Source organism: Rhizobium bangladeshense (genome assembly GCF_017357245.1).
Taxonomy (GTDB): Bacteria; Pseudomonadota; Alphaproteobacteria; order Rhizobiales; family Rhizobiaceae; genus Rhizobium; species Rhizobium bangladeshense.
Map to the genome: position 1 here is coordinate 3,989,384 of NZ_CP071612.1, position 24,651 is coordinate 4,014,034.

Consider the following 24,651-nt stretch of genomic DNA (forward strand, 5'->3'; position numbering starts at 1 on the left):
GTGGTTCCGACATCAGCGGCAAACCTGTCATTCTGGAATCGAAGTGGAATTTATTGTTCGCGACTAGGCCGACGCCTCCCAGACCAGCCGCAAAACGCAAATCAACTATTTAATTTTGCTTGAGCTTCGTCCAAGGTGGCGGCCGTTACCATCAGACGAGGGCAGACGTGCATCAGGAAGTAGGACTCATCGCGACGGTCGCCGTCAGTTTCGTTTTCGCGGCAGTCCTCGGTTATGGCGCCGACCGGTTGCGACTGCCGCCGCTCGTCGGCTATCTGATGGCCGGCATCCTGATGGGCCCGTTCACGCCGGGCTTCGTCGCCGACACCGCCCTTGCCGGGCAGCTCGCCGAAATGGGCGTCATCCTGCTGATGTTCGGCGTCGGCCTGCATTTTTCGGCCTCCGATCTGCTCGCTGTACGCGGTATCGCCGTGCCAGGTGCGATCGGCCGCATTTTCCTCGCCACATTGCTGGGCATAGGCCTCTGCAAGCTCTGGGGCTGGAGCCTTGGCGCCGGCATCGTCTTCGGACTCAGCCTTTCGGTGGCGAGTACGGTCGTGCTCCTGAAAGCGCTGGAGGAGCGCAATCTCGTCAATGCGCCAAGCGGGCGCGTCGCCGTCGGTTGGCTGATCGTCGAGGATCTGGCGATGGTACTGGCGCTGGTGCTGTTGCCGGCGCTGGCAGAGCTTCTCGGCGGCCACGCCGTCGATGCGACCAATCACGGCCTCGGCGAGCTGCCGCTCGCCCTGACGATCGGGCTGACCTTGTTCAAGGTGCTGGCCTTCGCCGCCATGGCGATCTTCCTCGGCCCCCGTATCGTGCCTTGGCTGCTGACCATGATCGCCCGCACCGGCTCGCGCGAACTCTTCACGCTGACGGTGCTGGCGATCGCGCTCGGCATCGCCTTCGGCTCGGCGGCGATTTTCGGCGTCTCCTTTGCGCTCGGTGCCTTTTTCGCCGGGGTCGTCATGAGCGAATCCCAGCTCAGCCACAGAGCGGCGGCCGATTCGCTGCCGTTGCAGAACGCCTTCTCCGTGCTGTTCTTCGTCTCCGTCGGCATGCTCTTCGATCCCTCGATTCTTGTGCGCCAGCCGCTGGCCGTGATCGGCGCCCTGGCGCTCGTCATCCTCGGCAAGGCCGTCATCACCTTCGCGATCGTCATGCTGCTGCGATATCCGATCGGCATGGGTTTGGCCCTGGCCGGCGGTCTTGCCCAGATCGGCGAATTTTCCTTCATCCTCGCTGGCCTCGGCGTCTCGCTAGGGCTTCTGCCGCATGAAGGCCAGGATCTGATCCTTGCTGCAGCGATCCTGTCGATCACACTCAACCCGATTGTGATCTTCGCGACCGAAGGCATGAGGAAATATATCCATTCGAACTGGCCCGTGCTCTTCGAAAGCTTCGGCAGAAAAAGGCAGAAGACGCTCGGCAAAGAGTTGGAAAAGATCAGAGCGCTCGGCGAGGAACGCGAACGCCAGCATCAGTTGAAGATGCAGCAGCTGATCGAAACCTTCCCGTTGTTTTCCCAGGTCGGCGAGGATGCGCAGGAAGAGCTGCTGCTGCTTTTCAAGGCGAGGTCGGCTCCACCCGGCGAACGTGTCATCCGTCGCGGCGACCGCGGCGACAGCATGTATTTCATTTCCTCAGGCGCGGTCGAAGTGCGGCTCGCCAGCGGAGCGATCCGCCTGGAACCGGGTTCCTTCTTCGGCGAAATGGCGCTGCTGAGCGGTGGAAGGCGCACGGCGGACGTCATCGCCGTCGACTTCTGCCAGTTCGAAGTGCTGGAGCGGCGCGATTTCAACATGTTCATGTCGCACCACCCCAATCTGCGCGCCATCGTCAGCGAAATGGCGCAGAAACGCACGGAGATGAACGTGCTGCGCCAGCAATGGGAAAAATCAATGGATCTTTCCTGAGGCGGTGATCGTCTCAACCCGCCGGCCAGTAGCCATCGGAGCGGAAATCATCCGGGATCGGGTCGAGCCGCGACAAGGTCTCGGCTGCGAAATCGATCTGCAGCGACAGGTATTTCAGGGACGCAACCATCGGCGCGCCGGTGACAAATTCGCGGACGCGGGACATGTGATAACCGCTCTCGTTGAGTCGCCGCGCCGCTTCCCGGCGCACGTCTTCCCTGCTCGGTCCCGGACCCGCTTCGGCCCGGTCATTCATTTGGACGGCTCGCCCAAGGCCGCCTTCGATCACTTTGAACATTCTCATGCCACCCTGCACGTCGACGATACCAACCTTGCCGTAGAATGGCCGATTCGCAATCCTATGAAATCCGGGGAGGGGCAGCGACGCCTCGGTATCACAAAATTTTTAGACAGCGGTGGCACGAAGGACACGGGCAACCATTTACAGCGCCGCACATGGACCCTAAAGCTTTTTGCACCGCAACAGGAAAGGAATGGGATGCTTCGCAGACTTTACGACTGGACCATGTCGCTGGCCTCGCGCAAATCGGCCGAAGTTTGGCTCGCCGTTATCGCCTTCGTGGAAAGCTCCGTCTTTCTCGTTCCCGCCGACGTACTTTTCCTGCCGATGGCGCTCGCCAAGCCGGAACGCTCCTATCGCTACGCTGTCGTGGCGACCTTGGCTTCTGTCCTCGGCGGTATCGCCGGCTGGGCACTCGGTTATTACGCCTATGAGACGGTGGCCCGGCCGGTTCTCGAATTCTACGGCAAGCTCGACGCCTTTGAGCAGATGAAGGCGTATGTCACCTACGAGACGATCCTCCTGCTGCTTATTACCTCAGGCCTCGCACATCTGCCGCCGATCAAGATCGTGACCATCCTGTCCGGCGTCATCCACGTCAACCTCGGTCTTTTCATCGTTTCGGCGATCGTGGCGCGCGGCGCGCGTTTCCTGTTCCTCGCCTGGCTGCTGCGCCGCTACGGCGAGCCCATCCGCCATTTCATCGAGAAGCGCCTCGGCCAGATCGTCGGCGTCGGTGCCGGTGCCCTGATCGTGCTATATGTCGGCTACCGCTCTTTCGCTCACTAGGACACTTGCGGAGTTCCGCCATGACTGCCACCCCCTCGCCGCTCGCCCGCCCCGGCTTTACCTATTCCCTGCTGCTCGCCATCGGCATGGCGGCAGCAGTCGGCGCGGCGCTCGGCTTCCAATATATCGGCGGCTATATTCCCTGTGCGCTCTGCCTCTTGCAGCGCCAGCCCTATTATTATGCCATCCCGATCGCCATTATCGGCGCGGTCTCCTCGCTCGTCGGCCTGCCGAACTGGATCACCCGGGCGCTCATTCTCGCGGCCGGTGTCCTGATGCTGGTGACGGCTGGCATGGGCGTCTATCACGCCGGCGTGGAATGGCATTTCTGGCCAGGGCCGGCGACCTGCTCGACGACTGCAAACGGCATGACGAGCAATGCCGGCGATCTGCTGACCGAACTCAATGCGATCAAAGGCCCATCCTGCACCGATGCAGCGCTGAGAGTGCTTGGCCTGTCTTTTGCAGGCTGGAACGTGATCGCAGGCATTCTGCTCTCAGCTTTCGCCTTCGTCGGCGTCCGCAAATCTGCCTGAGGCGAGCCCTATCAGGGCTGCAGTTCGGTATCCCAGTAGAGATAGTCGAGCCAGCTTTCATGCAGATAGTTGGGCGGAAACAGCCGGCCGTTATTATGGAGATCCTGCACCGTTGGCTGGTAGGGCTTTTGCGCCGGGAACATGCCCGCCTGCTTCGGAAGTTTGCTGCCCTTGCGCAGATTGCAGGGCGAGCAGGCTGCCACGACATTCTCCCAGGTCGTCTCGCCGCCATGGGCGCGCGGGATGACGTGATCGAAGGTCAGATCGTCGTGAGAGCCGCAATACTGGCACTCGAACCGGTCGCGAAGGAAGACGTTGAACCGGGTAAAGGCGGGATTGCGGGACGGCTGAACGTAAGTCTTCAGGCACACGACACTCGGAAGCCGCATCGAAAAGCTCGGTGAGGAAACCGAATGTTCATATTCCGCGATGATATTCACACGGTCGAGAAACACCGCCTTGATCGCGTCCTGCCAGGACCAAAGCGACAAGGGGTAATAACTCAGCGGCCGGTAGTCGGCGTTCAGGACGAGCGCCGGCAGGGCCTGCGGGGAGACTGCAATCGTCAAGGGACTCTCCTGATCGATTCGGCATCTGCACCTGTATATTAGGCCGGTTGTTACAGGATTGTGAAGTCCAATAAATTCAGAGGATAAAGGCAATTTGAAGAGCGTGGCCGATCAGCCGATCGGCAATAGGTCGCGTCGCATTTTCACGGCGTAATAGGCCCAGAAAAGCCGGGCGGCCACCGAGCGCCACGGCGACCAGATCTCGGAAAGCTTCGCAAGCGCCTTTGCCTGCGGCCGCGCCGCAAGTCCAAGCGCGGCGCCGACGGCGTTCTGCAGCGCGACGTCGCCGGCCGGGAAGACGTCGGCATGGCCGCCGCAGAACATCAGATAGACCTCCGCCGTCCACGGGCCGACGCCCTTCAGCGCCGTCAACTCGCCAAGCGCTTCATGCGGCGGCTTCAGGCAGAGTGCGGAAAGATCGAGACGACCGGAGGCAACGGCTTCAGCGACCCGCGACAGCGTGTCGGCCTTGGCGCGCGACAGACCGAATTGCCGCCATGCATCGGGGGCAAGCAGCACGTAACCTTCAGCCGTCAGCGGCCCGTCCGCAGGCAGCATGCGGCGCCAGATCGCCTCGGCGCTGGCGCGCGAAACCATTTGCGAGACGATGATATGGGCAAGGCCGGCAAAACCCGGTTCGCGCAGCCGCAGTGGAAGAGGCCCCGCATCCGCGGCGATCGGGGAAAGGCGCGGGTCGAGGCGCAGCAGCGCTTCGAGCCCCAGCCTGACGTCATGGTCGTTGCGGATGATCTGCACCCGTCCTCCCAGTGGTTCGAAACTGAAATCCGTGGCAGAAGAAAGCATGACCACGAGCGAGCGTCAAAAACCTGTCTTTCGTTTTGCTCCGAGCCCCAACGGATCGCTGCATCTCGGCCATGCGCTTTCAGCCATCTTGAACCGCGACATGGCTGAAAGCGCAAAGGGCCGCCTGCTGCTGCGCATCGAGGATATCGACCAGACGCGCTGCACCCCTGAATTCGAGGCCGGCATCCTGAGGGACCTCGATTGGCTTGAAATCGATTGGGAAAGCCCGGTGCGGCGCCAGTCGGAACATTTCCCCGAATATCAGGCAGCGCTCCACGCGCTGATCGAGCGCGGCTTGGTCTATCCGGCCTTCCTGACACGCGGCGAGGTGAAGGCGCGCGTCTCCGCCTACGAAGCAACGGGGCAATCCTGGCCGCGCGATCCCGACGGCACGCCGCATTATCCGCCGGTTGATCGCGAGCGGCCGGAGACCGAATGGCGCGATATCGTATCCTCCGGGAAAAAGCACGCCTGGAGGCTCGATATGCGCAGGGCGCTCGACCTGATCGGCGAACTGCTGTTCTGGACGGAAACCGGCGACGGCAGGACGGGCGAAATCGCCGCCGAACCCGAGGTCTGGGGAGACGTCATCCTGTCGCGCTCGGATGCCCCCTCCAGCTACCATCTTTCGGTGGTCGTCGACGATGCGCTGCAGGGCGTCACCCATGTCGTGCGCGGGCTTGACCTCTTCCACGCTACATCGGTGCACCGGCTGCTGCAGGTGCTGCTCGGCCTGCCCCAGCCCCTCTACCACCACCATCGTCTCATTCTCGACGCCGATGGCCGCAAGCTGTCGAAAAGCGAAGGTGACAGCGGCCTTGCCGAATTGCGTGCCCGGGGCATGTCAGGGGCCGATATTCGCCGCCTTGTCGGGCTCTGACCGTCGCTCGACACGCTCTCTGCCGACGATCGAAAGTGTATGGGAGAACATCCGGAAGACGCGGAACTTGATCAGCGCCGCGTTGATCTCCGCACCAATGATGAAGATGACACCGACCATGTAGAGAAAGATCAGCACGATCATAACCGAGGCGAGACCGGCATACGTGGCTGTATAGTTGGCAAAGGTCGCGAGATAATAGGCAAAGATCAGCGCACCGGCGAGCCAGAGAAGCAGCGTCAGCAAGACGCCCGGAATAACGTCGAAGACCCGCCGCTTGCCTGATGGCAGCCAGAGATGCACGACGAGCAGCCCGACGGTGAGCACGACGAGCGTGCCGTAGACGCGCCAGCTGAAGACGATGTCGAGCGTATCGGCAAACAGCGGAAACCAGCCGCGCGCATAATCGAGGGCCAGCGGCAGGGCAACGAGGAGGATGCTGATCGCGGCGAAGATGATGACGGCGATCAGCACGTAGCCCAGGCTTGCGAGGCGGGTGAAATACCAAGGCCGCGTCTCCTGCACCCTGTACGCGCGGTTGAGCGAGATGCGCAACGCCTCGACGCCGTTCGAGGCGAAATAGGCGGCGGCCAGCACCGAAATTGTAAGCAGCCCGCCGCGAGGAATGGTCAAAACCTGCAGCACCTGGTCAGCGAGAGGCTTGGCGATCGCCTCGGGCCAGGTGTCGAAGATCAGATGGATGGCAGTCGAGGAAAACTGATCGGCGCCGAGGAAGCTGGCAAGCGCCGTGCCGAAGATCAGGAAGGGGAAAACCGCAAGCAGGCTCGAGAGCGCCACGTGGCTGGCCATCGCAAAGCCGTCATCCTCCACCATATGACAGATCGCGTCATAGACCACGTCGTATATCGTGCGCAGCGCCTTCGGCATTCCGTCTCCGGTTTTCCAGATTGTGTCGTTTGGCCGAATATGGGAAACGAGTCTCATTTTGTACAGGAATCATTCCATGGCGGAACAGCCTACAATCGTCGTCACCGGCTGTTCCTCCGGCATCGGCGCCTACTGCGCCCGAGCGCTGAAAGCTGATGGCTGGCGCGTCTTTGCAACGGTGCGCAATGCGGATGATCTGCCCGCACTGGAAGCCGACGGCATCGAAGCCTTCGTGATGGATTATGCCAGGGTCGAAACCATCTCCGGTCTGGTGGCCACGGTCCTCCACCGCAGCGGCGGCCGCATCGACGCGCTGTTCAACAACGGCGCCTATGGCCAGCCTGGTGCCGTCGAGGATCTCTCAACGGCGGCGCTGCGTGCGCAGTTCGAGGCGAATTTCTTCGGCTGGCACGAATTGACGCGGCAGGTCCTTCCCTCCATGCGCAAGCATGGTCACGGACGGATCGTGCAATGCTCCTCCATTCTCGGCCTGGTTCCCTACCGCTATCGCGGTGCCTACACCGCCTCGAAATTTGCGCTGGAGGGCCTCAGCATCACCATGCGCATGGAACTCCATGGCAGCGGCGTCCATGTGAGCCTGATCGAACCCGGGCCGATCGCCACGCGCTTTACCGCCAATGCGCTCGCAAAGTTCAAGGAAAACATCGACATCGGGAATTCGCCGCACGCAGCCGATTATACCAGACAGTTGGCGAGGCTTGACGGCTCGGGGCCGGTCAACCGCCATAAACTTGGCCCGGACGCGGTCTATTCGGTATTGAAACACGCATTGAACTCGAAAAAACCAAGGCCACATTATCCTGTAACGACTCCGGCTAAACAGGGCATGCTCCTGAAGCGGCTGCTTCCGGCGGACCTCTTCTACAATCTGATGCGCTGGACCGATTGACCGAGAAAGTTGAATGCCATGTCCACGGCCACCTATATCCTTGCGATCATCGTCATGGGCCTCGTCGCCCTGGTCCTGATCCGCGGCCTCTTCAACATGATGAAGGGCGGCGATGCCAACCTCTCCAACAAGCTGATGCAGCTTCGCGTCCTGTTGCAGGCAATCGCCGTCGTCCTGATCATGCTGACACTATGGTTCACCGGCGGCGGCCGTCCGACCTGACGGAAAACCATGGAGTGGTGGGTTGATGACGAAGTGGAATGACAGAGGAGACGTGGATGCCAGATGAGGTGTCTCTTCAGTCAGCATCAAGCTTGGCGAAAAGGCCAAATCCACTCTCCGTCATCCTCGGCCTTGAGCCGAGTATCCATTCCACGGCTGCTGATGGATTCGGTGTGGGTGCTCCGGTCAAGCCCGAGCATGAGGGAGGTTGGGGTGGTGCTACAATCCTCCCGCCAGCAGGCGGTGCTGCATGGTAAAACTCAACAAGATCTACACCAAGACGGGCGACGACGGTACGACCGGGCTGGCTTCCGGTGGACGCCGAAGGAAGGACGACCTGCGCGTCGAGGCCTACGGCACGATCGACGAGGCCAATTCCGCGATAGGCGTGGCGCGGCTTTACACGACAGGATTGCCCGAGCTTGACGCGATGCTGATGTCGATCCAGAACGATCTCTTCGACCTCGGCGCCGATCTTGCCACTCCCGACACGGGCGCCCCCCCGGCCTATGAGCCTTTACGGATCGTCGAGACTCAGGTCGCGAGGATCGAGCGCGATATCGATCGGCTAAACTCCGATCTGGATCCGTTGAAATCCTTCATCCTGCCGGGTGGCAGCCCGGCCGCCGCACATCTGCATCTGGCCCGCACGACCGCACGCCGGGCCGAGCGCCTCATGGTGACGCTTGCACGCAGAGACGGTGAAATCGTCGGCGAGCAAGCGATGAAATATATCAATCGGCTCTCGGATTTTCTCTTCGTCGCGGCCCGTCACGCAAATGACCGAGGTCGTGCGGATGTGCTTTGGGTTCCGGGAAAAAACCGATAGGTTTGCCGCGATCACGATCGCCGGGGGGCCTTATGTTCATACCACTTCACGATGCCAATACGCTGAAGCACATCAGGGTCCAGTGGGTGACGCTGGCTTTGATTGCGCTGAATCTCGCCGTCTGGCTCTTCACCAGCCTGGAGAGCGAACTGGCGGCTCAGGCGACGACGGTCGGCCTCGGCTACATCCCGGCCGTCGCCTTCGGACACGCGCAGTTGGCACAGGGATTGGAAATTGTGCCGGAGCCATTCACCTACATCACCTATGCTTTCATCCATACGGGCTTCTGGCATCTGGCCTCCAACATGGTCTTCCTCTGGGTCTTCGGCGACAATGTCGAGGATGCGATGGGGCATTTGCGTTTCCTGCTTTTCTATGTGCTCTGCGCGGCTGGCGGCGCCCTTTGCCACGGTCTGCTGACAATGACGTCGGAAGCGCCGCTGGTTGGCGCTTCCGGAGCGATCTCAGGCGTCGTTGCCGCCTATGTCATGCTGCATCCGCGCGTCAGGGTCTGGGTGCTGGTGTTTCTGCGCGTGCCCTTGCCCCTGCCGGCCTTCGTGCCGCTGCTTTTGTGGATCGGACAACAATTCTTCATGCTGGCGATTGCGCCGGACGGCGACGTTTCCTGGGGCGCCCATGTCGGCGGCATTCTTACCGGTGCCCTTCTGATCCTCGTGCTGCGCCGCCCCGGTGTGCCGCTCTTCGACCGGCAAATTGTAACGCCCCGCGCCGTCAGGGATGAGGCTGACGCCGTGGCAGCGGGCACAGGCGGGCGAAGCGGGCAGCGTCTTCCTTGGGGCCGAGACCGAGGCTGACCGACATATTGACGTGAACGTAAACGTCCATATATTGCCGGAGCGAAGCCCGGCTGGCGTCATGCAAGCGTTGTATTTGGAGGAAAAACGCGTATCCATGTCGCCATTCGACAATCGAAGCGGCGCCTGAGCGCGCATTTTCCAAAAACCTCGCGAAACCAATCTCTATTGAAGGAAGGCCCCATGAAGATTCTCGTGCCCGTCAAGCGGGTTGTCGACTACAACGTGAAGATCCGCGTGAAGCCGGACGGCACGGGTGTCGAGCTTGCCAATGTGAAGATGTCGATGAACCCGTTCGACGAGATCTCGGTGGAAGAGGCGCTGCGGCTGAAGGAAGCCGGCAAGGCGGAGGAAGTGGTGGTGGTGTCGATCGGCCCGGCCAAGGCCGAGGAGACGCTGCGGACGGCGCTCGCCATGGGCGCCGACCGGGCGATCCTCATCGAGACCGACGACGCCGTCGAGCCGCTCACTGTGGCCAAGATCCTCAAAGGGGTGGCCGAAGCCGAACAGCCGGGGCTTGTTATAACAGGCAAGCAGGCGATCGACGACGATTCGAACCAGACCGGCCAGATGCTGGCGGCATTGCTGGGCACCGCCCAGGCGACCTTCGCCTCGAAGATCGAGATCGGTGACGACAAAGCGACGGTGACCCGCGAGGTCGATGGCGGCCTGCAGACGATCGAGATCAAGCTGCCGGCGGTCGTCACCACCGACCTCAGACTGAACGAGCCGCGTTATGCCTCGCTGCCGAACATCATGAAGGCGAAGAAGAAGCCGCTGGAGAAGAAGGTTCCGGCCGATTTCGGCGTTGACACGACGCCGCGGCTGAAGGTGCTGAAGACCGAGGAGCCGTCCGGCCGCAAGGCCGGCGTCAAGGTCAAGTCGGTCGCCGAACTCGTCGACAAGCTGAAGAACGAAGCCGGCGTGCTGTAATCGGGCAGGAACAGGAGCAACTATCATGACCATTCTTCTTCTGGCCGACCATGACGGCAATCACCTCTCCGACCAGACCGCCAAGGCTCTGACGGCAGCCTCCCAGATCGGCTCGGATGTGCATGTTCTCGTTGCCGGCAAGGCTGCCAAGGCTGCCGCCGATGAGGCGGCAAAACTTTCCGGCGTCTCCAAGGTGCTGCTGGCCGAAAGCGATGCGCTCGCCAACAATCTCGCCGAACCGCTTGCCGACCTGATCGTCTCGCTCGCCGGTTCCTATGACACGATCGTCTCGGCCGCCACCTCGGTCGGCAAGACGGTGCTGCCGCGGGTGGCAGCCCTGCTCGACATCGCCCAGATCTCGGAGATCGTCGAGGTCGTCAGCCCCGACACCTTCAAGCGGCCGATCTATGCCGGCAACGCCATTCAGACGGTGCAGGCAAGCGATGCCAAGAAGGTGATCACCGTACGCACCGCCTCCTTCGCCTCTGCAGCGGAAGGCGGATCCGCTTCCGTCGAGGCGATCCCGGCTGTCTCCGATCCGGGTCTGTCGCGTTTCGTCTCCGATGCGCTGTCGGCCTCGGAACGTCCGGAACTGACCTCGGCAAAGGTCATCATCTCCGGCGGCCGGGCGCTCGGCTCGGCCGAGAAGTTCAAGGAAGTCATCCTGCCGGTTGCCGACAAGCTCGGTGCCGCCGTCGGCGCCAGCCGTGCCGCGGTCGATGCCGGTTATGCCCCGAACGACTGGCAGGTCGGCCAGACCGGCAAGGTGGTGGCGCCCGATCTCTATATCGCCTGCGGCATATCAGGCGCCATCCAGCACCTTGCCGGCATGAAGGATAGTAAGGTGATCGTCGCCATCAACAAGGACGAGGAGGCGCCGATCTTCCAGGTCGCCGACTACGGCCTCGTCGCCGATCTCTTCGAGGCACTGCCGGAATTGCAAAAGGCGCTCTGAGCGAGGCAAATGCCTTTCTTTCGCACTTGCGAATGACTGGAAAATTATCTTTTATCGGTCTACTACTTACTGCCGGGCGATCCTTCGTCCGGCAGTTTTGCTAATAATGCGGCAGCGCGGGGGCGAATGCCGAGCGGGGGTTTGGAGATGAACGCGGTGTTGAAGAATATTGGTGTTATCGGTGCCGGCCAGATGGGCTGCGGCATCGCGCATGTTTCGGCCGCCGCAGGTTACCGGGTTCACATCTACGATCTCTCGCAGGACCGTATCGAATCCGGCCTCGCCACCATCAACGGCAATCTCGCGCGCTTGGTGACGAACGGCAAGATGACCGATGAGGAACGTAAGGCGACCTTGTCGCGTATATCAGGCTCCGCCGATATCAACGATCTCGCCCCGGCCGATCTCGTCATCGAGGCGGCCACCGAGGACGAAAGCGTCAAACGCAAAATTTATAGCCAGGTTTGTCCGGTGATGAAGCCGGAAGCGCTGCTTGCCACCAACACCTCATCGCTCTCCATCACCCGGCTTGCTGCCGCCACCGACCGTGCCGAACGCTTCATGGGCATACATTTCATGAACCCGGTGCCGGTGATGAAACTGGTCGAGCTGGTGCGCGGCATTGCGACCGACGAGAAGACCTTCACCGCCGCCAAGGAGTTCGTCGGCTCGCTGGAGAAGACCGTCACCGTCGCCGAAGACTTCCCGGCCTTCATCGTCAACCGCATTCTGCTGCCGATGATCAATGAGGCGATCTATACGCTCTACGAAGGTGTCGGCACCGTGGACGCCATCGATACGGCGATGAAGCTCGGCGCCAACCATCCGATGGGGCCGCTGCAGCTTGCCGATTTCATCGGCCTCGACACATGCCTGTCGATCATGCAGGTACTGCATGACGGCCTGGCGGACTCAAAATATCGCCCCTGCCCGCTGCTGGTGAAATATGTCGAAGCCGGCTGGCTCGGCCGCAAATCCGGCCGCGGCTTCTACGATTATCGTGGCGAAGTGCCTGTCCCGACACGATAAACAGACATCATCAGAAAGGGCGAGTGGACCGCACGCCCGCCAAATGCTTTCCTTGTCGGGAACGGGAGGAAACGCCATGTCTACCGAAACACCCATGTTCCTGCTGCAATGCTGCGTCCTGATCGGACTCGCTGGCGTCTTCCTCATAAGAGGAGACGGGGACTCCTGAGCGCACTCACGACCCGATCGCACCCCTGATCAGCGCCTTTGCATCTTCGCTGTCCCAGGCGGCAGGCCCGTTCATGGCGGAGATCAGGCAGCCCTTATCGTCGAGCAGCAGCGTCACCGGCAGACCGAAGGCGAGCCCTTCCTTCTTCAGGCTGTTGAAGACGCTGATCGTATTGTCGCGGTAAAGCTGCAGCGCATCAACGCCGATCTCATTCAGGAACGCCTTCGGCTTCTCGTCGTCACCGGTATCGATATTGACCGGCACGACCTGGAACTTGTCGCTTCCCATGCTCTTTTCCAGCGCGTTGAGGGCCGGCATCTCCTCGCGACAGGGCACGCACCACGTGGCCCAGAGATTGAGAAGCACGGTCTTGCCGGCAAAATGGTCGAGCGTGATCGCCTTGCCGTCGGGGCCGTTGAACGAAACCGCTGTCAGCTTGCGCGGCTCGCCGGCGGCGACCATGGCGGCAACCTGACCCTTCATGAGCGGCGTCAGATTGGCAGCGCGCTCCTTTGCCAGCGAGCACTCGGCAGAAGTGCTATCACTGACGCCATTGCCAATCCCCGTCTCCTTCACGTATACCGCTGCCGCACCGGCAACAACGCCTGCAACGGCGGCGATTGCGATCAGTTTTACGGACGGCAGGCCGAAAGGTTTTCTTGTCGTCATTTCATTCTCCAGGACGGGCATCTTCCATGGCCGAGAGCAACACGGACACCAAATCCTCCAACCAGATGTGGGGTGGGCGCTTCGCCTCCGGCCCGGACGCGATCATGGAGGAGATAAATGCCTCGATCGGTTTCGACAAGAAGCTATTCGCGCAGGATATCCGCGGTTCCATCGCCCACGCGACGATGCTCGCCCATCAGGGGATCATTTCATCGGACGATAACGACAAGATCGTTCACGGGCTGAACACGATCCTGGCAGAGATCGAAAGCGGCAATTTCGAATTCTCGCGCCGGCTCGAAGACATCCACATGAACATCGAAGCGCGCCTGGCGACGCTGATCGGACCGGCTGCCGGCCGGCTGCACACCGCCCGCTCGCGCAACGACCAAGTGGCGCTCGACTTCCGCCTCTGGGTGAAGGAAGAGCTTGAGAAGACCGAACGGATGCTGACCGGCCTGATCGCCGCCTTCCTCGATCGAGCCGAGGAACATGCCGAAAGCGTTATGCCGGGCTTCACCCATCTGCAGACCGCTCAGCCCGTCACTTTCGGCCATCACTGCATGGCCTATGTCGAAATGTTCGGCCGTGACCGCTCGCGTGTGCGCCATGCCATCGAGCATATGGACGAGAGCCCGATCGGCGCTGCCGCCCTTGCGGGCACCGGCTATCCGATCGACCGTCACATGACGGCGAAGGCCCTGGGCTTCCGCGAGCCGACCCGCAATTCCATCGATACGGTCTCCGACCGCGACTTCGCCATCGAGTTCCTGGCGATTGCCGCGATTACGGGCATGCATCTGTCGCGCCTGGCGGAAGAGATCGTCATCTGGTCGACCCCGCAATTCGGTTTCGTGCGGCTGTCCGACGCCTTCTCGACCGGCTCCTCGATCATGCCGCAGAAGAAGAACCCGGATGCGGCCGAACTGGTGCGTGCCAAGACCGGCCGTATCAACGGCTCGCTGATCGCACTGCTGACGATCATGAAGGGCCTGCCGCTCGCTTATTCAAAGGACATGCAGGAAGACAAGGAACAGGTCTTCGACGCAGCCGAGAGCCTGGAACTGGCGATCGCCGCCATGACCGGCATGGTGCGCGACATGACCGTCAACACAGCGCGCATGAAGGCAGCGGCCGGCTCCGGCTATTCGACGGCAACCGACCTCGCCGACTGGCTGGTGCGCGAAGCGGGCCTGCCTTTCCGCGATGCCCACCATGTGACCGGCCGCGCCGTGGCGCTCGCCGAGAGCAAGGGCTGCGAGCTGGCGGACCTACCGCTCTCCGACCTGCAGGCGATCCATTCTGCTATCACCGATAAGGTCTACGACGTGCTGACGGTCGAGGCCTCGGTCGCCAGCCGCAAGAGCTTCGGCGGCACGGCGCCGTCCGAGGTGCGCAGGCAGATCGCTTTCTGGCGCGCCCGCAACTGAGAGCTAGCAGCATGGGCGCAAAGCAGCCAAGCCTTGCCGCAGGCGCGGAATGGGCGCCCAACAATCGGGGTGCACAAGGTGGATAAACTTCGCTATGAAGATGCCACCATGTCTCGCACAAGAGGATATCCATGCAGAAGAGCTTGCCGCATCTCGTCCGCCTGACGGTGGTTCTCGCCGTCGTCGGCCTTGCCGTTGCCGGATGCGGACGCAAGGGCGATCTCGATCCGCCGAGTGCTGCGGCAACCAAGGAAGGTGACGTTTCCAAACCCACGAAACAGCCGGGAACCGTCGATAAGCCCTTCCTTCTCGATCCTCTTCTTTAAGGCATAAGCCCGTGAACCACTTCGAGTACCGCGACGGCGTCCTGCACGCCGAAAATGTTCCCGTTCCCGAGATCGCCAAGGCGGTCGGAACGCCTTTCTACGTCTATTCCACCGCGACGCTGGAACGCCATTACCGGGTTTTCTCGGAGGCTTTCGCCGATATGGACTCGATGGTCTGCTATGCGATGAAGGCGAATTCGAACCAGGCGGTGCTGAAAACGCTGGGCCGCCTCGGCGCCGGCATCGACGTCGTCTCGGAAGGGGAACTGCGCCGCGCGCTCGCCGCCGGCATTCCGGCAAGCCGCATCATGTTTTCCGGTGTCGGCAAGACCCCGTCCGAAATGGATTTCGCTCTCGAGGCGGGCATCTACTGCTTCAACGTCGAATCCGAACCCGAGCTCGAGATCCTCAACCAGCGCGCCGTCAGCGCCGGCAAAAAGGCGCCGGTCTCGTTCCGCATCAATCCCGACGTCGATGCCAGGACGCATTCGAAAATCTCGACCGGCAGGAAGGAAAACAAGTTCGGCATTTCCTGGGAGCGGGCCCGCGCCATCTACGCCCATGCCGCCAAGCTGCCGGGCATCGAGGTCACCGGCATCGACATGCATATCGGCAGCCAGATCACCGAGCTGCAGCCGTTCGATGACGCCTTCAAGCTGCTTCGGGACCTCGTTGCGACGCTGCGCGCCGACGGCCACACCATCCATCACGTCGATATCGGCGGCGGCCTCGGCGTGCCCTATAAGGATGACAACAATCCGCCGCCGCTGCCGGACGCCTATGCGGCGATCGTCAAGAACCAGCTGCGCGGTCTGGACTGCAAGATCGTCACCGAGCCCGGCCGGCTGATTGTTGGCAATGCCGGCATCCTGGTGACCGAAGTCCTCTATGTGAAGGATGGCGGCGAGAAGACCTTCGTCATCGTCGACGGTGCAATGAACGACCTCATCCGTCCGACACTCTACGAGGCCTATCACGAGATCCGTCCGGTGACGATTTCGGCGGCGAACGCGCCACGTATCCGCGCCGACGTGGTTGGCCCCGTCTGCGAGACCGGCGATTATCTGGCGCTCGATCGCGAAATGGCGATGCCGAAACCCGGCGACCTGATGGCCGTCAGCACTGCCGGCGCCTATGGCGCCGTCCAGGCCGGGACCTATAACAGCCGCCTGCTGGTGCCGGAGGTTCTGGTCAAGGGCAGCGATTTCCACGCGATTCGCCCCCGCAGAACCTATGCCGAATTGATCAGCCTCGACTCGGTTCCGGCTTGGCTCGACTAAACACGTCACGCGAAAGTGTGGATCGCGGCCTGCGTAAAACAGAGAACTGAAGCGCGAAGCGCTGTCTGAAAGATCGCGCCGCGCTTGAAGCAACCATCACTTTTTGGCGAATAAACGTGAAAAGGCGCTATTACCGGCCGCTCGCCCTCGCCTTCGCCACAAAGAGTGTTATCCTTTCGTTCATGAGCGTATTGCCCCGCAATCGCCGGAAGCGCCCTCTGTACCAGAACGCCAGATCGCGGAGACCGGACCGATGACAAGCCCCTCAAGGCAGAAAAAAGGTGCATTTGCGCTCCGTCCTTCGCTTGCCCGGTTGGTAACGACGAAACGCCTGCTGGCGCGCATCGTGCTCTTCTGCGAGCAGCTGCTGCCACCGCTGATGCCGGTCCTCTCCGTCATCGCCATTTATCTCGCAGCCTCCTGGTTCGGCATCTTCCGCAGCGTGCCGGACTGGCTGCGCATCCTGCTGCTGATTTCCTTTTCCGCGGCGTTCCTCGTCTCGCTAGTCCCCTTCCGCCATCTGCGCTGGCCGAAAACCGCTGAAGCCGATCGCATGCTGGAAGAGCGCAATGGTCTGCCGCACCAGCCGGTCGCCGTCCAGGAAGACGAGCCGGTTTTCGATACGCCCTTCGCGCGGGCGCTCTGGCGCGAACACCAGGTGCGCATGGCCGAGAAAATCGCCGCGCTCGATGCCGGCATGCCGCGACCCGATATCGCAGCACATGACCGCTTCGCCCTGCGCGCCATCCCTGCTCTGCTGCTCGTTACCGCTTTTGGCTATTCGCTGTCGATCAACGGCGGCTCGATCGGCGACGCGTTGCAGGCGGCGCCCGAGCAGGTGGCGGTCAATCCGGCCGTTCGCATCGACGCCTGGGTGACGCCACCCTCCTATACTGGCCGCGCACCGATTTACCTGACCGCCGACGGCAGCGAACAGGCGCCGATCGGCATTCCGCAGTTTTCCGGTCTCACTGTGCGCGTCAGCGGCGGAAAGACGGCCGAAAAGGTCGTGTTCCGCAAGGCAAACGGCGAGGCGCGGGATATCGCCGTGCAGGCGGACACAAGGCCCCAGCAGGCGACAGCAACCACGGGTGACCAGCCGAATGCTATGCCGGCCGGCCAGATCGCCGTCGCACAGACACATGTGATGAAGCTCGAGGAGAATGGCGCGCTTGAAGTCAACGGCCGCCGCTGGAGCTTCGACGTCCTTCCGGACAAGGCGCCGGAAATCGCTTTCGACGGCTTACCGAAGCCAAGCGTCAACGGCGCGCTCGAGATCGGGTTCACCGTCAAGGACGATTATGGCGTTCAGGAGGCCCATGCGGAGATCGTTCCGGTCGGAGCCGATCCGACCGCGACGCCGCTCTACCCGCTGCCGGAATACCGGCTGGATGTCCCCCGCCGCAACGCTCGTGACGCCAAGGGCGTGACAAGCCGGAATCTGACCGAACATCCGCTTGCCGGTAAGCTCGTGCGCATCACCCTCGTCGCCAAGGATGCCGCCGGCCAGACCGGCCGCAGCCCGCCCTATGAGATGACTCTGCCCTCGCGACCCTTCAACGAGCCGCTCGCCGCAGCCGTCGCCGAGGAACGTCAGGTTTTCGCGCTCGATACCCGCAAGATGCCGCAGGCGATCGCCCTGAACGAGGCGCTGACCATTCGCCCCGAGGAAACGATCCCCAAGCTCACCAATTTCCTGTTGCTGGAATCCGCCTTGACCCGCATGAAACTAGCAAAGAGCGAGGAGGCGCTGAAGGATACCGCCCAGTATCTCTGGGAGATTGCCCTCGGAATGGAGGACGGTGACCTTTCGCTTGCCGAGCGGAAGCTGCGCCAGGCCCAGCAGAATCTCGCCGACGCGTTGAACCGCAACGCGCCCGACGAAGAGATCAAGAAGCTGATGGACGAGCTGCGCAAGGCGATGCAGGACTATCTGACCGAGCTTGCCCAGCGCATGCAGAATGCCCCGATGATGCAGCAGAACCAGAACGCGCAGAACATCCTGCGCCAGCAGGATCTGGAGCGGATGATGGACCAGATCGAGAATCTCGCTCGCTCCGGCAATCGCGACGCGGCCCAGCAGATGCTCTCGGAACTGCAGCGCATGATGAACAACCTCCAGGCCGGCCGGCCGCAGCGCGGCCAGCAGGGCCAGGAAAACAGCGAAGCCCGCAAGCAGATCGATAAACTCGGGGAGATCCTGCGCGACCAGCAGAAACTGATGGAAGAGACGTTCCGCCTTGATCAGCAGCTCAAGGATCGCATGCAGCGCGGCGAGCTCGATATGGGCGAGAATGATCCGTTGCTCGACGAGATGCCGCCCGGGGAGAACGGCCAGCCGCAGGATCAGCAACAGGGCCAGCAAGGCCAGGAAAGCCAGCAGCCCTCCGACCAGATGACGGCCGAGCAACTGCGCGAGGCACTGAAACAGTTGCGCTCCCGCCAGGACGCGCTGGGCAAGCAGCTTGGCGAATTGCAGAAGAGCCTTGGCGAGATGGGCATGAAGCCGGGCCCGGGCTTCGGCCAGGCGCAGCGCGAGATGGAAGGCGCCGGCCGTGAACTCGGCCAAGGCCGCGGCCAGCCGGCAATCGAGGGCCAGGGCCGGGCGCTGGAGGCACTTCGCCAGGGCGCCCGCGACATGATGAACCAGATGATGCAGGCGCAGCAAGGCCAACAGGGACAAGGCCCGAACGGGCAGGTGGGACAGGGCGACCAGAACGGCCGCGACCCGCTCGGCCGGCTGCGCCAGACCCAAGGACCGGACTTCGGCGACAACGACGTGAAGGTCCCCGACGAAATCGACGTTCAGCGGGCACGAGAAATCCTCGACGCGATCCGCGAGAAGCTGGGCAACAATCCGCCACAGGAGATGGAACGGCGATATCTCGAACGGCTGCTGGACATCCAGTAGACCTATGCCACCACCCCGCACGGGAATTGACTTCTAAAGCGCGTTGCGATCTTTCAGTATCGCTTGCCGCGCTTTAGTCTTTGGTTTTGCATGTTCGCGACCGCAAGACCGCTGCGCAGTTTTACGCGACGAGAGCGCGGGCGACCGCCTTGCGTATGTCAGGAAGCGCGAATGGCTTGGCGACGACGTCGATGATCTTTTCGGCAAGATCGTCGGCTCGTTCGCGCTGTTCGGCATAGCCGGTCATCAGCAGGATCTTCAAGCCGGGAAAAGCGTGCTTTGCCTGATGGGCAAGCTCGATGCCGTCCATCACGGGCATGCGGATGTCCGAAAGCAGCAGGTCATAAGCCCCGTCCTTCAGCTTTTCCAGTCCCTCGGCTCCATCGGCCGCTTCATCGGTCTCGTGACCGTCGAGCCGCAGGGCCCGGGCTACGAAAGACCGTAGGGAATCCTCGTCTTCCGTAATCAGAATTCTTGCCATATGTGCATTGCTCCGTCTTCAGCCCCGCGACGGAAATCACCAGACTTTCCTTTTCGATAGGTAAAGATGGCAAAGCGATGGACGAGATGGTTAACAAGCCGTCTTCGCCGACAATCAGGCGAGGCCTTCTTCCGCTCACGCGTCGCCGGTCACCACGCCGACGAAGGGTAATTCGCGAAACGCATAGGCGACGTCCATGCCGTAGCCGACAACGAAGTAATCGGGGCATTCGAAGCCGACATAATCGGCCTCCAGCTTTTCCTTGCGCTTGACCCGCTTGTCGAGCAGCACGGCGATCGTGACGTTGCGCGCGCCACGTTCGAAGAGCAGTTCCTTGGCAAAAAGCAGCGTCCGGCCGGACTCGAGAATATCGTCGATCAGAAGGACGTCTCGGCCGTGCACGTCGCTGTCGATATCCTTGACGATGCGCACGCCCTGCGAAACCGTACCGCTGCCGTAGCTCGACAGCGTGATGAACTCGACCTCGGGGGCAAGCCCGGTGTCGTGCAGGGCGCGGATCAGGTCGGCGGCGAAGATGAAGGAGCCCTTGAGCACGGCGATGACGAGCAGATCCTTGGTCGGGCCGTTGGCGATCTCCCGCGCCATCTCATGATTGCGCTCGGCGATCTGCTCGGCGGTGAAGAGCGGCTCGATGTTTTTTCCGCGCACGACAGGCATAGGGGCTTGCTCCATGAAAAGAAGGGTAAGCCGTTAGCACATATGTGCGCCTGAAACAGCCTCGCCGGTTATGAAATCAACGGGATTGGCGCGCCCTGTGGCGGAAAGCCATCACGAATCCCGTTACTTCTACGGCAGGAAGGAAAGCCGGACCTCCGGCAATTTTCTGCCAGAGTGCTGGACGCGGGCCGAAAAGCCCCGGCTTTGGCCGTCGTAGATGACGTCAGCAGGCGGATCAATAACGACGCTTGCCGTCAGCCGTTCGTCGGTCACCAGATCGGCGCGGATCGGATGCACCGTCTGCGTGGTGCCGCTTTCGTTTTCGATGATGCCGTTGATGACGAGCACTCGCATGCCGTTCGCATCACGCGGCGTCACGGTCACATGGGTGAAATGCAGCGGCGCTCTCGAAGAGGCGCCCTCGGCGGAAAGTCCGGAAAAGCCGCCTGCAAGCCCGAAGGCGAGCACGGCGAGCGCCAGCACCAGTACCGCGAAGCTGCGTAGCGACGCGTGCTGCAGCCAGGATTCCGCGCTTCGCATAGCGGAAGCAGCGATCGTCAGCAGAAGCGGCGGCCGCCCGGCGCTGGCTGCCGCCATGCGCCTGCCGTTGTCGTTATGGATCCGGGAACCGAAATCCCTCGTCCGGGCTTTGCCGACCGTCACGAATTCGGCGTCGGAAACATCGGCAGGGTGTGTCGAACGATATTGGCGGCGTGCGGGTTCGGGTGGCAGGAAATCATAGGCCTGGCCCGCCGTCCGGCGGCTGAAGGAGGATGCTTCCATGGTGGCTGCCTCGCAGATGTCCACATGGTTTCGCTGCCAGCGATAATCTTGGCATTGAAACGAATCCTCCTCAGTCGTAAATTTTAATGGTTAATGCTTCGCAAAGATTGCCATCAAACGGGCGTCTTTCCGGCAAAGTTTACCGGCTGTTAACGGTGTTGGTTAACAAGTCACACTGTGAAACCAAGAACAGACTGAGCTGCCCGTTGATTCACTTCGAGAATGTCGGTTTGCGCTATGGCATGGGCCCGGAAATCCTCCGGGACCTGACCTTCGACATTCCGAAGAAATCCTTTCAATTTTTGACGGGCCCATCCGGCGCCGGCAAGACCTCGCTGCTGCGGCTGCTGTTCATGTCGCTTCAGCCGACGCGTGGACTGATCCGCATGTTCGGGCGCGACATTTCAGAAATTCCCCGGCCGGAACTGCCGCTGCTGCGCCGGCGCGTCGGCATCGTCTTCCAGGATTTTCGCCTGCTCGACCATCTCACCACCTATGAGAATGTCGCTTTGCCCTTACGGGTGCGCGGTAAAGAGGAAAGCTCCTATAAAACCGACGTTTTGGAACTTTTGAAATGGGTCGGGCTAGGCGAACGCATCAACGTGCTGCCGCCGGTCCTCTCCGGCGGAGAGAAGCAGCGCGCAGCCATCGCCAGGGCGCTGATGGATCGGCCGGAGGTCCTGCTGGCTGACGAGCCCACCGGCAATGTCGACCCGCCGATGGCCAGGCGCCTGCTCAATCTTTTCCTCGAACTCAATCGGCTTGGTACGGCGGTTGTGATCGCCACCCACGACCTGGCGCTGATGGAACAGGTGGAAGCCCGCCGTATGATCCTCTCGGAGGGGCATCTCGATATCTATGACTGAGCCCCCGTCCAGGAAGCGAGAGAAGGCGCCGGCCAAGGCTGCGGCCCAGCAGAAGCGGCCGGAAATGCGCGTGCGTCCGACCGCGCCGATCTTGCCGCCCTCCAATATTCAGGGCAACGCTCTGATGGTGGTCATATCGATCATGGCATTTCTCGCCTGCCTGACGCTCGGCGGCGTCAGCATGGTGCGCTCGACGGCGGCAAGTTGGGAGAGCCAGATCTCCCGCGAGATCACCATTCAGATCAAGCCGGATGACAATCTCGACATGGAAAAGGCGCTGACGCAGGCGCGCGACCTGGCGCTGACATTCGTCGGCACCAAAAGCGGCCAGATCGTTGACGAGGCAGCCACCGCCCGTCTGCTGGAACCATGGCTCGGGCCTGGCCTCGATCTCAAGGACCTGCCCGTTCCCCGTCTCGTCGTCATCACCATCGACGAAAACAATCCGCCCGATTTCGAAGCGATGCGGGGCCTCCTGAAGGACAGCATCCCGCAGGCGACCCTCGACGATCATCGCACCTGGGTCGACCGGCTGGTCTCGATGGCGCGTACGATGGTGCTGATCGGCGCCGGCGTCCTGCTTCTGGTCTTCTCAGCCATGGTGCTCACCGTTGTCTTCGCCACGCGCGGTGCGCTGTCGGGCAACCGTCACATCGTCGAAGTGCTGCATTTCGTCGGTGCAGAGAGCTCCTTCGTCGCCACCGAATTTCAGAAGCATTTCCTGAAAATCAGCCTTAAAGGCTCGGCGGTCGGCAGCGCGCTTGCCGCTCTTTTCTTCGCCACCGCCGGCTTCTGGCAAAGCCGCACGCTTGCGACGCCGGAGACGGATCAGGCGACCGCGCTGTTCGGCACCTTCTCCGTCGGCGTGCTTGGCTATGCCGGCATCTTCGCGACGATGATCGTCATCGCGCTTCTGACGACCGTCACGGCGCGGCTGACCGTCATGCGGACGATCTACGAAATCGATACATTGCGTTCGGATCCGACACGCACCGACGGCATCGCAAGTTGACCATGCCATGCCGTTTTATCGTGAAAACGTCTGTTCCGCGCCGCAATCAGCGTATAATCACGATTCATGACCATGGGCCATACGACACGCAACCCGATTCGCCAGGACCCGGAGCTTGATCATCCGGCGGGCCTGCCGCCGCGGCGCGGCCCGATCCGCCGCCTGCTGCGCTGGGGCGGCTTTGGCTGCGTCTTGGTGATCGCTCTGGTGTTCGGCGGCTTCCTGCGGTTTGCCGATTCTGTGACAACGCTGAAGCCCCCGGTCGAGCCGAAGGCGGATGCGATCGTCGTGCTGACTGGCGGCTACCAGCGCATCGACCAGGCTGTGGAACTGCTGCAGAAGGGGGCAGGCAAGCGACTGCTGATCTCGGGCGTCCACCCGACGACGACGCCGGCGCAGATTCGCAAGATGACGCAAGGCTCGGCCGATCTTTTCTCCTGCTGCGTCGATATCGGCCATGATGCGATAGACACGATCGGCAACGCCGAGGAGACCTCCAACTGGATCCACGCCAAGGGATACAGAAGCGTTCTCGTCGTTACCAACAATTATCATATGCCGCGCAGTCTCGCGGAACTCTCCTATGTCGACCCAGACATCGAATTCATTCCCTATCCGGTGGTCAATTCGGATCTGAAGACCCGCAACTGGTTTACCGACCCGAACGCGATGCGGGTTATGCTGGCCGAATATGCAAAGGTGCTGTTGGCCGGCGTCCGCAACATCACCGGCTTCGGCCGTCATACGGGACTGCGCTCGGCAGGCGTATCCGCGTCGGACTGAGCTTTTGCATCGGAGCGGCATCAAACGCTTTTTATGACGGGCAATATCGTGTAGGCCGGTCGCGTGAGCTTGCCTCGGGAAAATTTCATGACCGCCCTGCGTTCCGTCCTCTTCAACACGATCTTCTACGCCAACCTCATCATCCGGATGATCGTGCTCTCGCCCTATTATTTCGTGGTGCCGCGCCTGACCGCCTATGAGATCCCGAAGAACTGGGCGCGCTCCAACCATTGGCTGATGCGCGTGATCGTCGGCACGACCTTCGAGATCGAGGGTCTGGAGAACTTGCCTGATGGCAGCTATATCCTGGCGCCGAAGCATCAGTCATTCTGGGACACCTATGCGCTGCTGCCCAAGCTCAAGGACCCGGTCTACATCCTGAAGCGCGAGCTGATGTGGATCCCGCTCTTTGGCTGGTATGCGAAGAAGCAGCGCATGATCCCGGTCGATCGCGGCGCCCGCGGCAAGGTGATGGTAGACGTGCTGAGACGCACGAAAGAAGAGCTCGCGACCGGCCGCCAGCTCATCATCTATCCCGAGGGAACGCGCCGTCCGCCGGGTGCAGAGCCGCTCTATAAATACGGCATCGCCCGGATGTATCGCGACCTTGGCATTCCCGTGGTGCCTGTCGCCATGCATCCCGGGCTCTTCTGGCCGCGGCGGAGCTTCCGTCGTTATCCCGGCCACTTCAAGGTGAAGGTCCTGCCGCCGATTATGCCGGGAATGGATCCCGACGCCTTCTTCGCGCACCTGATGGAGGTGACGGAGCGGGCGAGCGACGAACTCCTCATCGAGACCGTCGAACGCAATCCGCATCTGCCCTTGCCGCCAACCGCAGTTGAAAGATTGAGGGAGCTGCGCAAAGTGAAGGCAGCCACCGCCTGATC

General features: G+C 61.7%; 27 protein-coding genes. 19 read left to right on the forward strand and 8 right to left on the reverse strand.

What is annotated here, in order from left to right:
* Positions 1-167: 167 nt before the first annotated feature.
* Positions 168-1,916, forward strand: coding sequence for a cation:proton antiporter domain-containing protein (locus J2J98_RS19210; protein WP_064710628.1), 1,749 nt, complete (start codon positions 168-170; stop codon positions 1,914-1,916).
* Between the two features lie 13 nt (positions 1,917-1,929).
* Here J2J98_RS19210 and J2J98_RS19215 read toward each other — a convergent pair whose 3' ends face one another.
* Complete coding sequence (locus tag J2J98_RS19215) at positions 1,930-2,220, reverse strand: hypothetical protein (protein ID WP_064713734.1); 291 nt, start codon at positions 2,218-2,220, stop codon at positions 1,930-1,932.
* A 195-nt stretch (positions 2,221-2,415) separates the two neighbouring features.
* Here J2J98_RS19215 and J2J98_RS19220 point away from each other — a divergent pair, with 195 nt between their 5' ends.
* On the forward strand, positions 2,416-3,006 hold the full coding sequence (locus J2J98_RS19220; protein WP_064710617.1) for a YqaA family protein: 591 nt from the start codon (positions 2,416-2,418) through the stop codon (positions 3,004-3,006).
* A gap of 20 nt (positions 3,007-3,026) precedes the next feature.
* Positions 3,027-3,542 (forward strand): disulfide bond formation protein B, encoded by a 516-nt coding sequence (locus J2J98_RS19225; RefSeq protein WP_207601864.1) that lies wholly within the window; start codon positions 3,027-3,029, stop codon positions 3,540-3,542.
* A gap of 11 nt (positions 3,543-3,553) precedes the next feature.
* Here the strand turns inward: J2J98_RS19225 and J2J98_RS19230 are convergent, their stop codons facing one another.
* Both J2J98_RS19230 and J2J98_RS19235 read right to left on the reverse strand, forming a co-directional pair.
* Positions 3,554-4,111 (reverse strand): HNH endonuclease, encoded by a 558-nt coding sequence (locus J2J98_RS19230; protein ID WP_064710619.1) that lies wholly within the window; start codon positions 4,109-4,111, stop codon positions 3,554-3,556.
* 111 nt (positions 4,112-4,222) lie between these two features.
* Positions 4,223-4,915 carry a DNA-3-methyladenine glycosylase family protein gene (locus tag J2J98_RS19235; protein ID WP_138396951.1) on the reverse strand — a complete coding sequence of 231 codons (693 nt, stop codon included), beginning with the start codon at positions 4,913-4,915 and terminating at the stop codon, positions 4,223-4,225.
* On the opposite strand from J2J98_RS19235, the gene gluQRS reads away from it, so the two are divergent.
* A complete protein-coding gene (gluQRS, locus tag J2J98_RS19240) occupies positions 4,914-5,795 on the forward strand; it encodes a tRNA glutamyl-Q(34) synthetase GluQRS (protein WP_138396950.1) in 882 nt (293 codons plus the stop codon). The two genes, J2J98_RS19235 and gluQRS, sit on opposite strands and share 2 nt — an antisense overlap.
* Here the strand turns inward: gluQRS and J2J98_RS19245 are convergent.
* Positions 5,760-6,683 carry a YihY/virulence factor BrkB family protein gene (locus J2J98_RS19245; protein ID WP_064713737.1) on the reverse strand — a complete coding sequence of 308 codons (924 nt, stop codon included), beginning with the start codon at positions 6,681-6,683 and terminating at the stop codon, positions 5,760-5,762. The two genes, gluQRS and J2J98_RS19245, sit on opposite strands and share 36 nt — an antisense overlap.
* Positions 6,684-6,759: 76 nt before the next feature.
* Between J2J98_RS19245 and J2J98_RS19250 the strand changes: the two genes are divergently transcribed.
* The 7 genes from J2J98_RS19250 to J2J98_RS19280 all read left to right on the forward strand — a co-directional run bounded on the left by J2J98_RS19250 (position 6,760) and on the right by J2J98_RS19280 (position 12,376).
* Positions 6,760-7,593, forward strand: a complete 834-nt coding sequence (locus J2J98_RS19250; protein ID WP_207601865.1) for an SDR family oxidoreductase — start codon at positions 6,760-6,762, stop codon at positions 7,591-7,593.
* A gap of 18 nt (positions 7,594-7,611) precedes the next feature.
* The gene (locus J2J98_RS19255; RefSeq protein WP_064710624.1) at positions 7,612-7,815 is read left to right on the forward strand and encodes a twin transmembrane helix small protein; all 204 of its coding nucleotides are present in this window, start codon (positions 7,612-7,614) and stop codon (positions 7,813-7,815) included.
* Positions 7,816-8,065: 250 nt separating this feature from the next.
* A complete protein-coding gene (locus J2J98_RS19260; RefSeq protein ID WP_064713739.1) occupies positions 8,066-8,644 on the forward strand; it encodes a cob(I)yrinic acid a,c-diamide adenosyltransferase in 579 nt (192 codons plus the stop codon).
* 32 nt (positions 8,645-8,676) lie between these two features.
* On the forward strand, positions 8,677-9,459 hold the full coding sequence (locus J2J98_RS19265) for a rhomboid family intramembrane serine protease (RefSeq protein ID WP_207601866.1): 783 nt from the start codon (positions 8,677-8,679) through the stop codon (positions 9,457-9,459).
* A 183-nt stretch (positions 9,460-9,642) separates the two neighbouring features.
* Entirely contained in the window at positions 9,643-10,392 is a 750-nt protein-coding gene (locus J2J98_RS19270; protein WP_207601867.1) for an electron transfer flavoprotein subunit beta/FixA family protein, read from the forward strand.
* A gap of 25 nt (positions 10,393-10,417) precedes the next feature.
* Positions 10,418-11,347: an electron transfer flavoprotein subunit alpha/FixB family protein gene (locus J2J98_RS19275; RefSeq protein WP_207601868.1), complete on the forward strand. Its 930-nt coding sequence runs from the start codon at positions 10,418-10,420 to the stop codon at positions 11,345-11,347.
* A 147-nt stretch (positions 11,348-11,494) separates the two neighbouring features.
* Entirely contained in the window at positions 11,495-12,376 is an 882-nt protein-coding gene (locus J2J98_RS19280; RefSeq protein WP_064713712.1) for a 3-hydroxybutyryl-CoA dehydrogenase, read from the forward strand.
* A gap of 175 nt (positions 12,377-12,551) precedes the next feature.
* On the opposite strand, the gene tlpA is transcribed toward J2J98_RS19280, so the two are convergent.
* Positions 12,552-13,214, reverse strand: a complete 663-nt coding sequence (gene tlpA / locus J2J98_RS19285; RefSeq protein ID WP_207601869.1) for a thiol:disulfide interchange protein TlpA — start codon at positions 13,212-13,214, stop codon at positions 12,552-12,554.
* Between the two features lie 26 nt (positions 13,215-13,240).
* Here tlpA and argH point away from each other — a divergent pair, with 26 nt between their 5' ends.
* The 4 genes from argH to J2J98_RS19305 all read left to right on the forward strand — a co-directional run bounded on the left by argH (position 13,241) and on the right by J2J98_RS19305 (position 19,161).
* Positions 13,241-14,644, forward strand: a complete 1,404-nt coding sequence (argH, locus tag J2J98_RS19290) for an argininosuccinate lyase (RefSeq protein ID WP_064707891.1) — start codon at positions 13,241-13,243, stop codon at positions 14,642-14,644.
* Between the two features lie 131 nt (positions 14,645-14,775).
* Positions 14,776-14,970 carry an LPS translocon maturation chaperone LptM gene (lptM, locus tag J2J98_RS19295; RefSeq protein WP_138396727.1) on the forward strand — a complete coding sequence of 65 codons (195 nt, stop codon included), beginning with the start codon at positions 14,776-14,778 and terminating at the stop codon, positions 14,968-14,970.
* Between the two features lie 11 nt (positions 14,971-14,981).
* Positions 14,982-16,250, forward strand: coding sequence for a diaminopimelate decarboxylase (gene lysA / locus J2J98_RS19300; RefSeq protein ID WP_138396726.1), 1,269 nt, complete (start codon positions 14,982-14,984; stop codon positions 16,248-16,250).
* Positions 16,251-16,503: 253 nt separating this feature from the next.
* Entirely contained in the window at positions 16,504-19,161 is a 2,658-nt protein-coding gene (locus J2J98_RS19305; RefSeq protein WP_207601870.1) for a TIGR02302 family protein, read from the forward strand.
* Positions 19,162-19,282: 121 nt separating this feature from the next.
* Here the strand turns inward: J2J98_RS19305 and J2J98_RS19310 are convergent, their stop codons facing one another.
* The 3 genes from J2J98_RS19310 to J2J98_RS19320 form a co-directional block, all read right to left on the reverse strand.
* Complete coding sequence (locus J2J98_RS19310) at positions 19,283-19,642, reverse strand: response regulator (RefSeq protein WP_064707895.1); 360 nt, start codon at positions 19,640-19,642, stop codon at positions 19,283-19,285.
* Between the two features lie 135 nt (positions 19,643-19,777).
* Positions 19,778-20,320: a hypoxanthine phosphoribosyltransferase gene (hpt, locus tag J2J98_RS19315; protein WP_064707896.1), complete on the reverse strand. Its 543-nt coding sequence runs from the start codon at positions 20,318-20,320 to the stop codon at positions 19,778-19,780.
* A 129-nt stretch (positions 20,321-20,449) separates the two neighbouring features.
* A complete protein-coding gene (locus J2J98_RS19320) occupies positions 20,450-21,103 on the reverse strand; it encodes a hypothetical protein (protein ID WP_207601871.1) in 654 nt (217 codons plus the stop codon).
* Between the two features lie 206 nt (positions 21,104-21,309).
* Between J2J98_RS19320 and ftsE the strand changes: the two genes are divergently transcribed.
* The 4 genes from ftsE to J2J98_RS19340 all read left to right on the forward strand — a co-directional run bounded on the left by ftsE (position 21,310) and on the right by J2J98_RS19340 (position 24,649).
* Positions 21,310-21,969, forward strand: coding sequence for a cell division ATP-binding protein FtsE (gene ftsE / locus J2J98_RS19325; RefSeq protein ID WP_004671394.1), 660 nt, complete (start codon positions 21,310-21,312; stop codon positions 21,967-21,969).
* Positions 21,962-22,981, forward strand: a complete 1,020-nt coding sequence (locus J2J98_RS19330; protein WP_207601872.1) for a cell division protein FtsX — start codon at positions 21,962-21,964, stop codon at positions 22,979-22,981. The genes ftsE and J2J98_RS19330 overlap by 8 nt, the downstream gene beginning before the upstream one ends.
* Before the next feature lie 66 nt (positions 22,982-23,047).
* On the forward strand, positions 23,048-23,764 hold the full coding sequence (locus J2J98_RS19335) for a YdcF family protein (protein ID WP_171049321.1): 717 nt from the start codon (positions 23,048-23,050) through the stop codon (positions 23,762-23,764).
* An 87-nt stretch (positions 23,765-23,851) separates the two neighbouring features.
* Positions 23,852-24,649, forward strand: a complete 798-nt coding sequence (locus J2J98_RS19340) for a lysophospholipid acyltransferase family protein (RefSeq protein ID WP_064707899.1) — start codon at positions 23,852-23,854, stop codon at positions 24,647-24,649.
* The last annotated feature ends 2 nt before the right edge of the window (positions 24,650-24,651 follow it).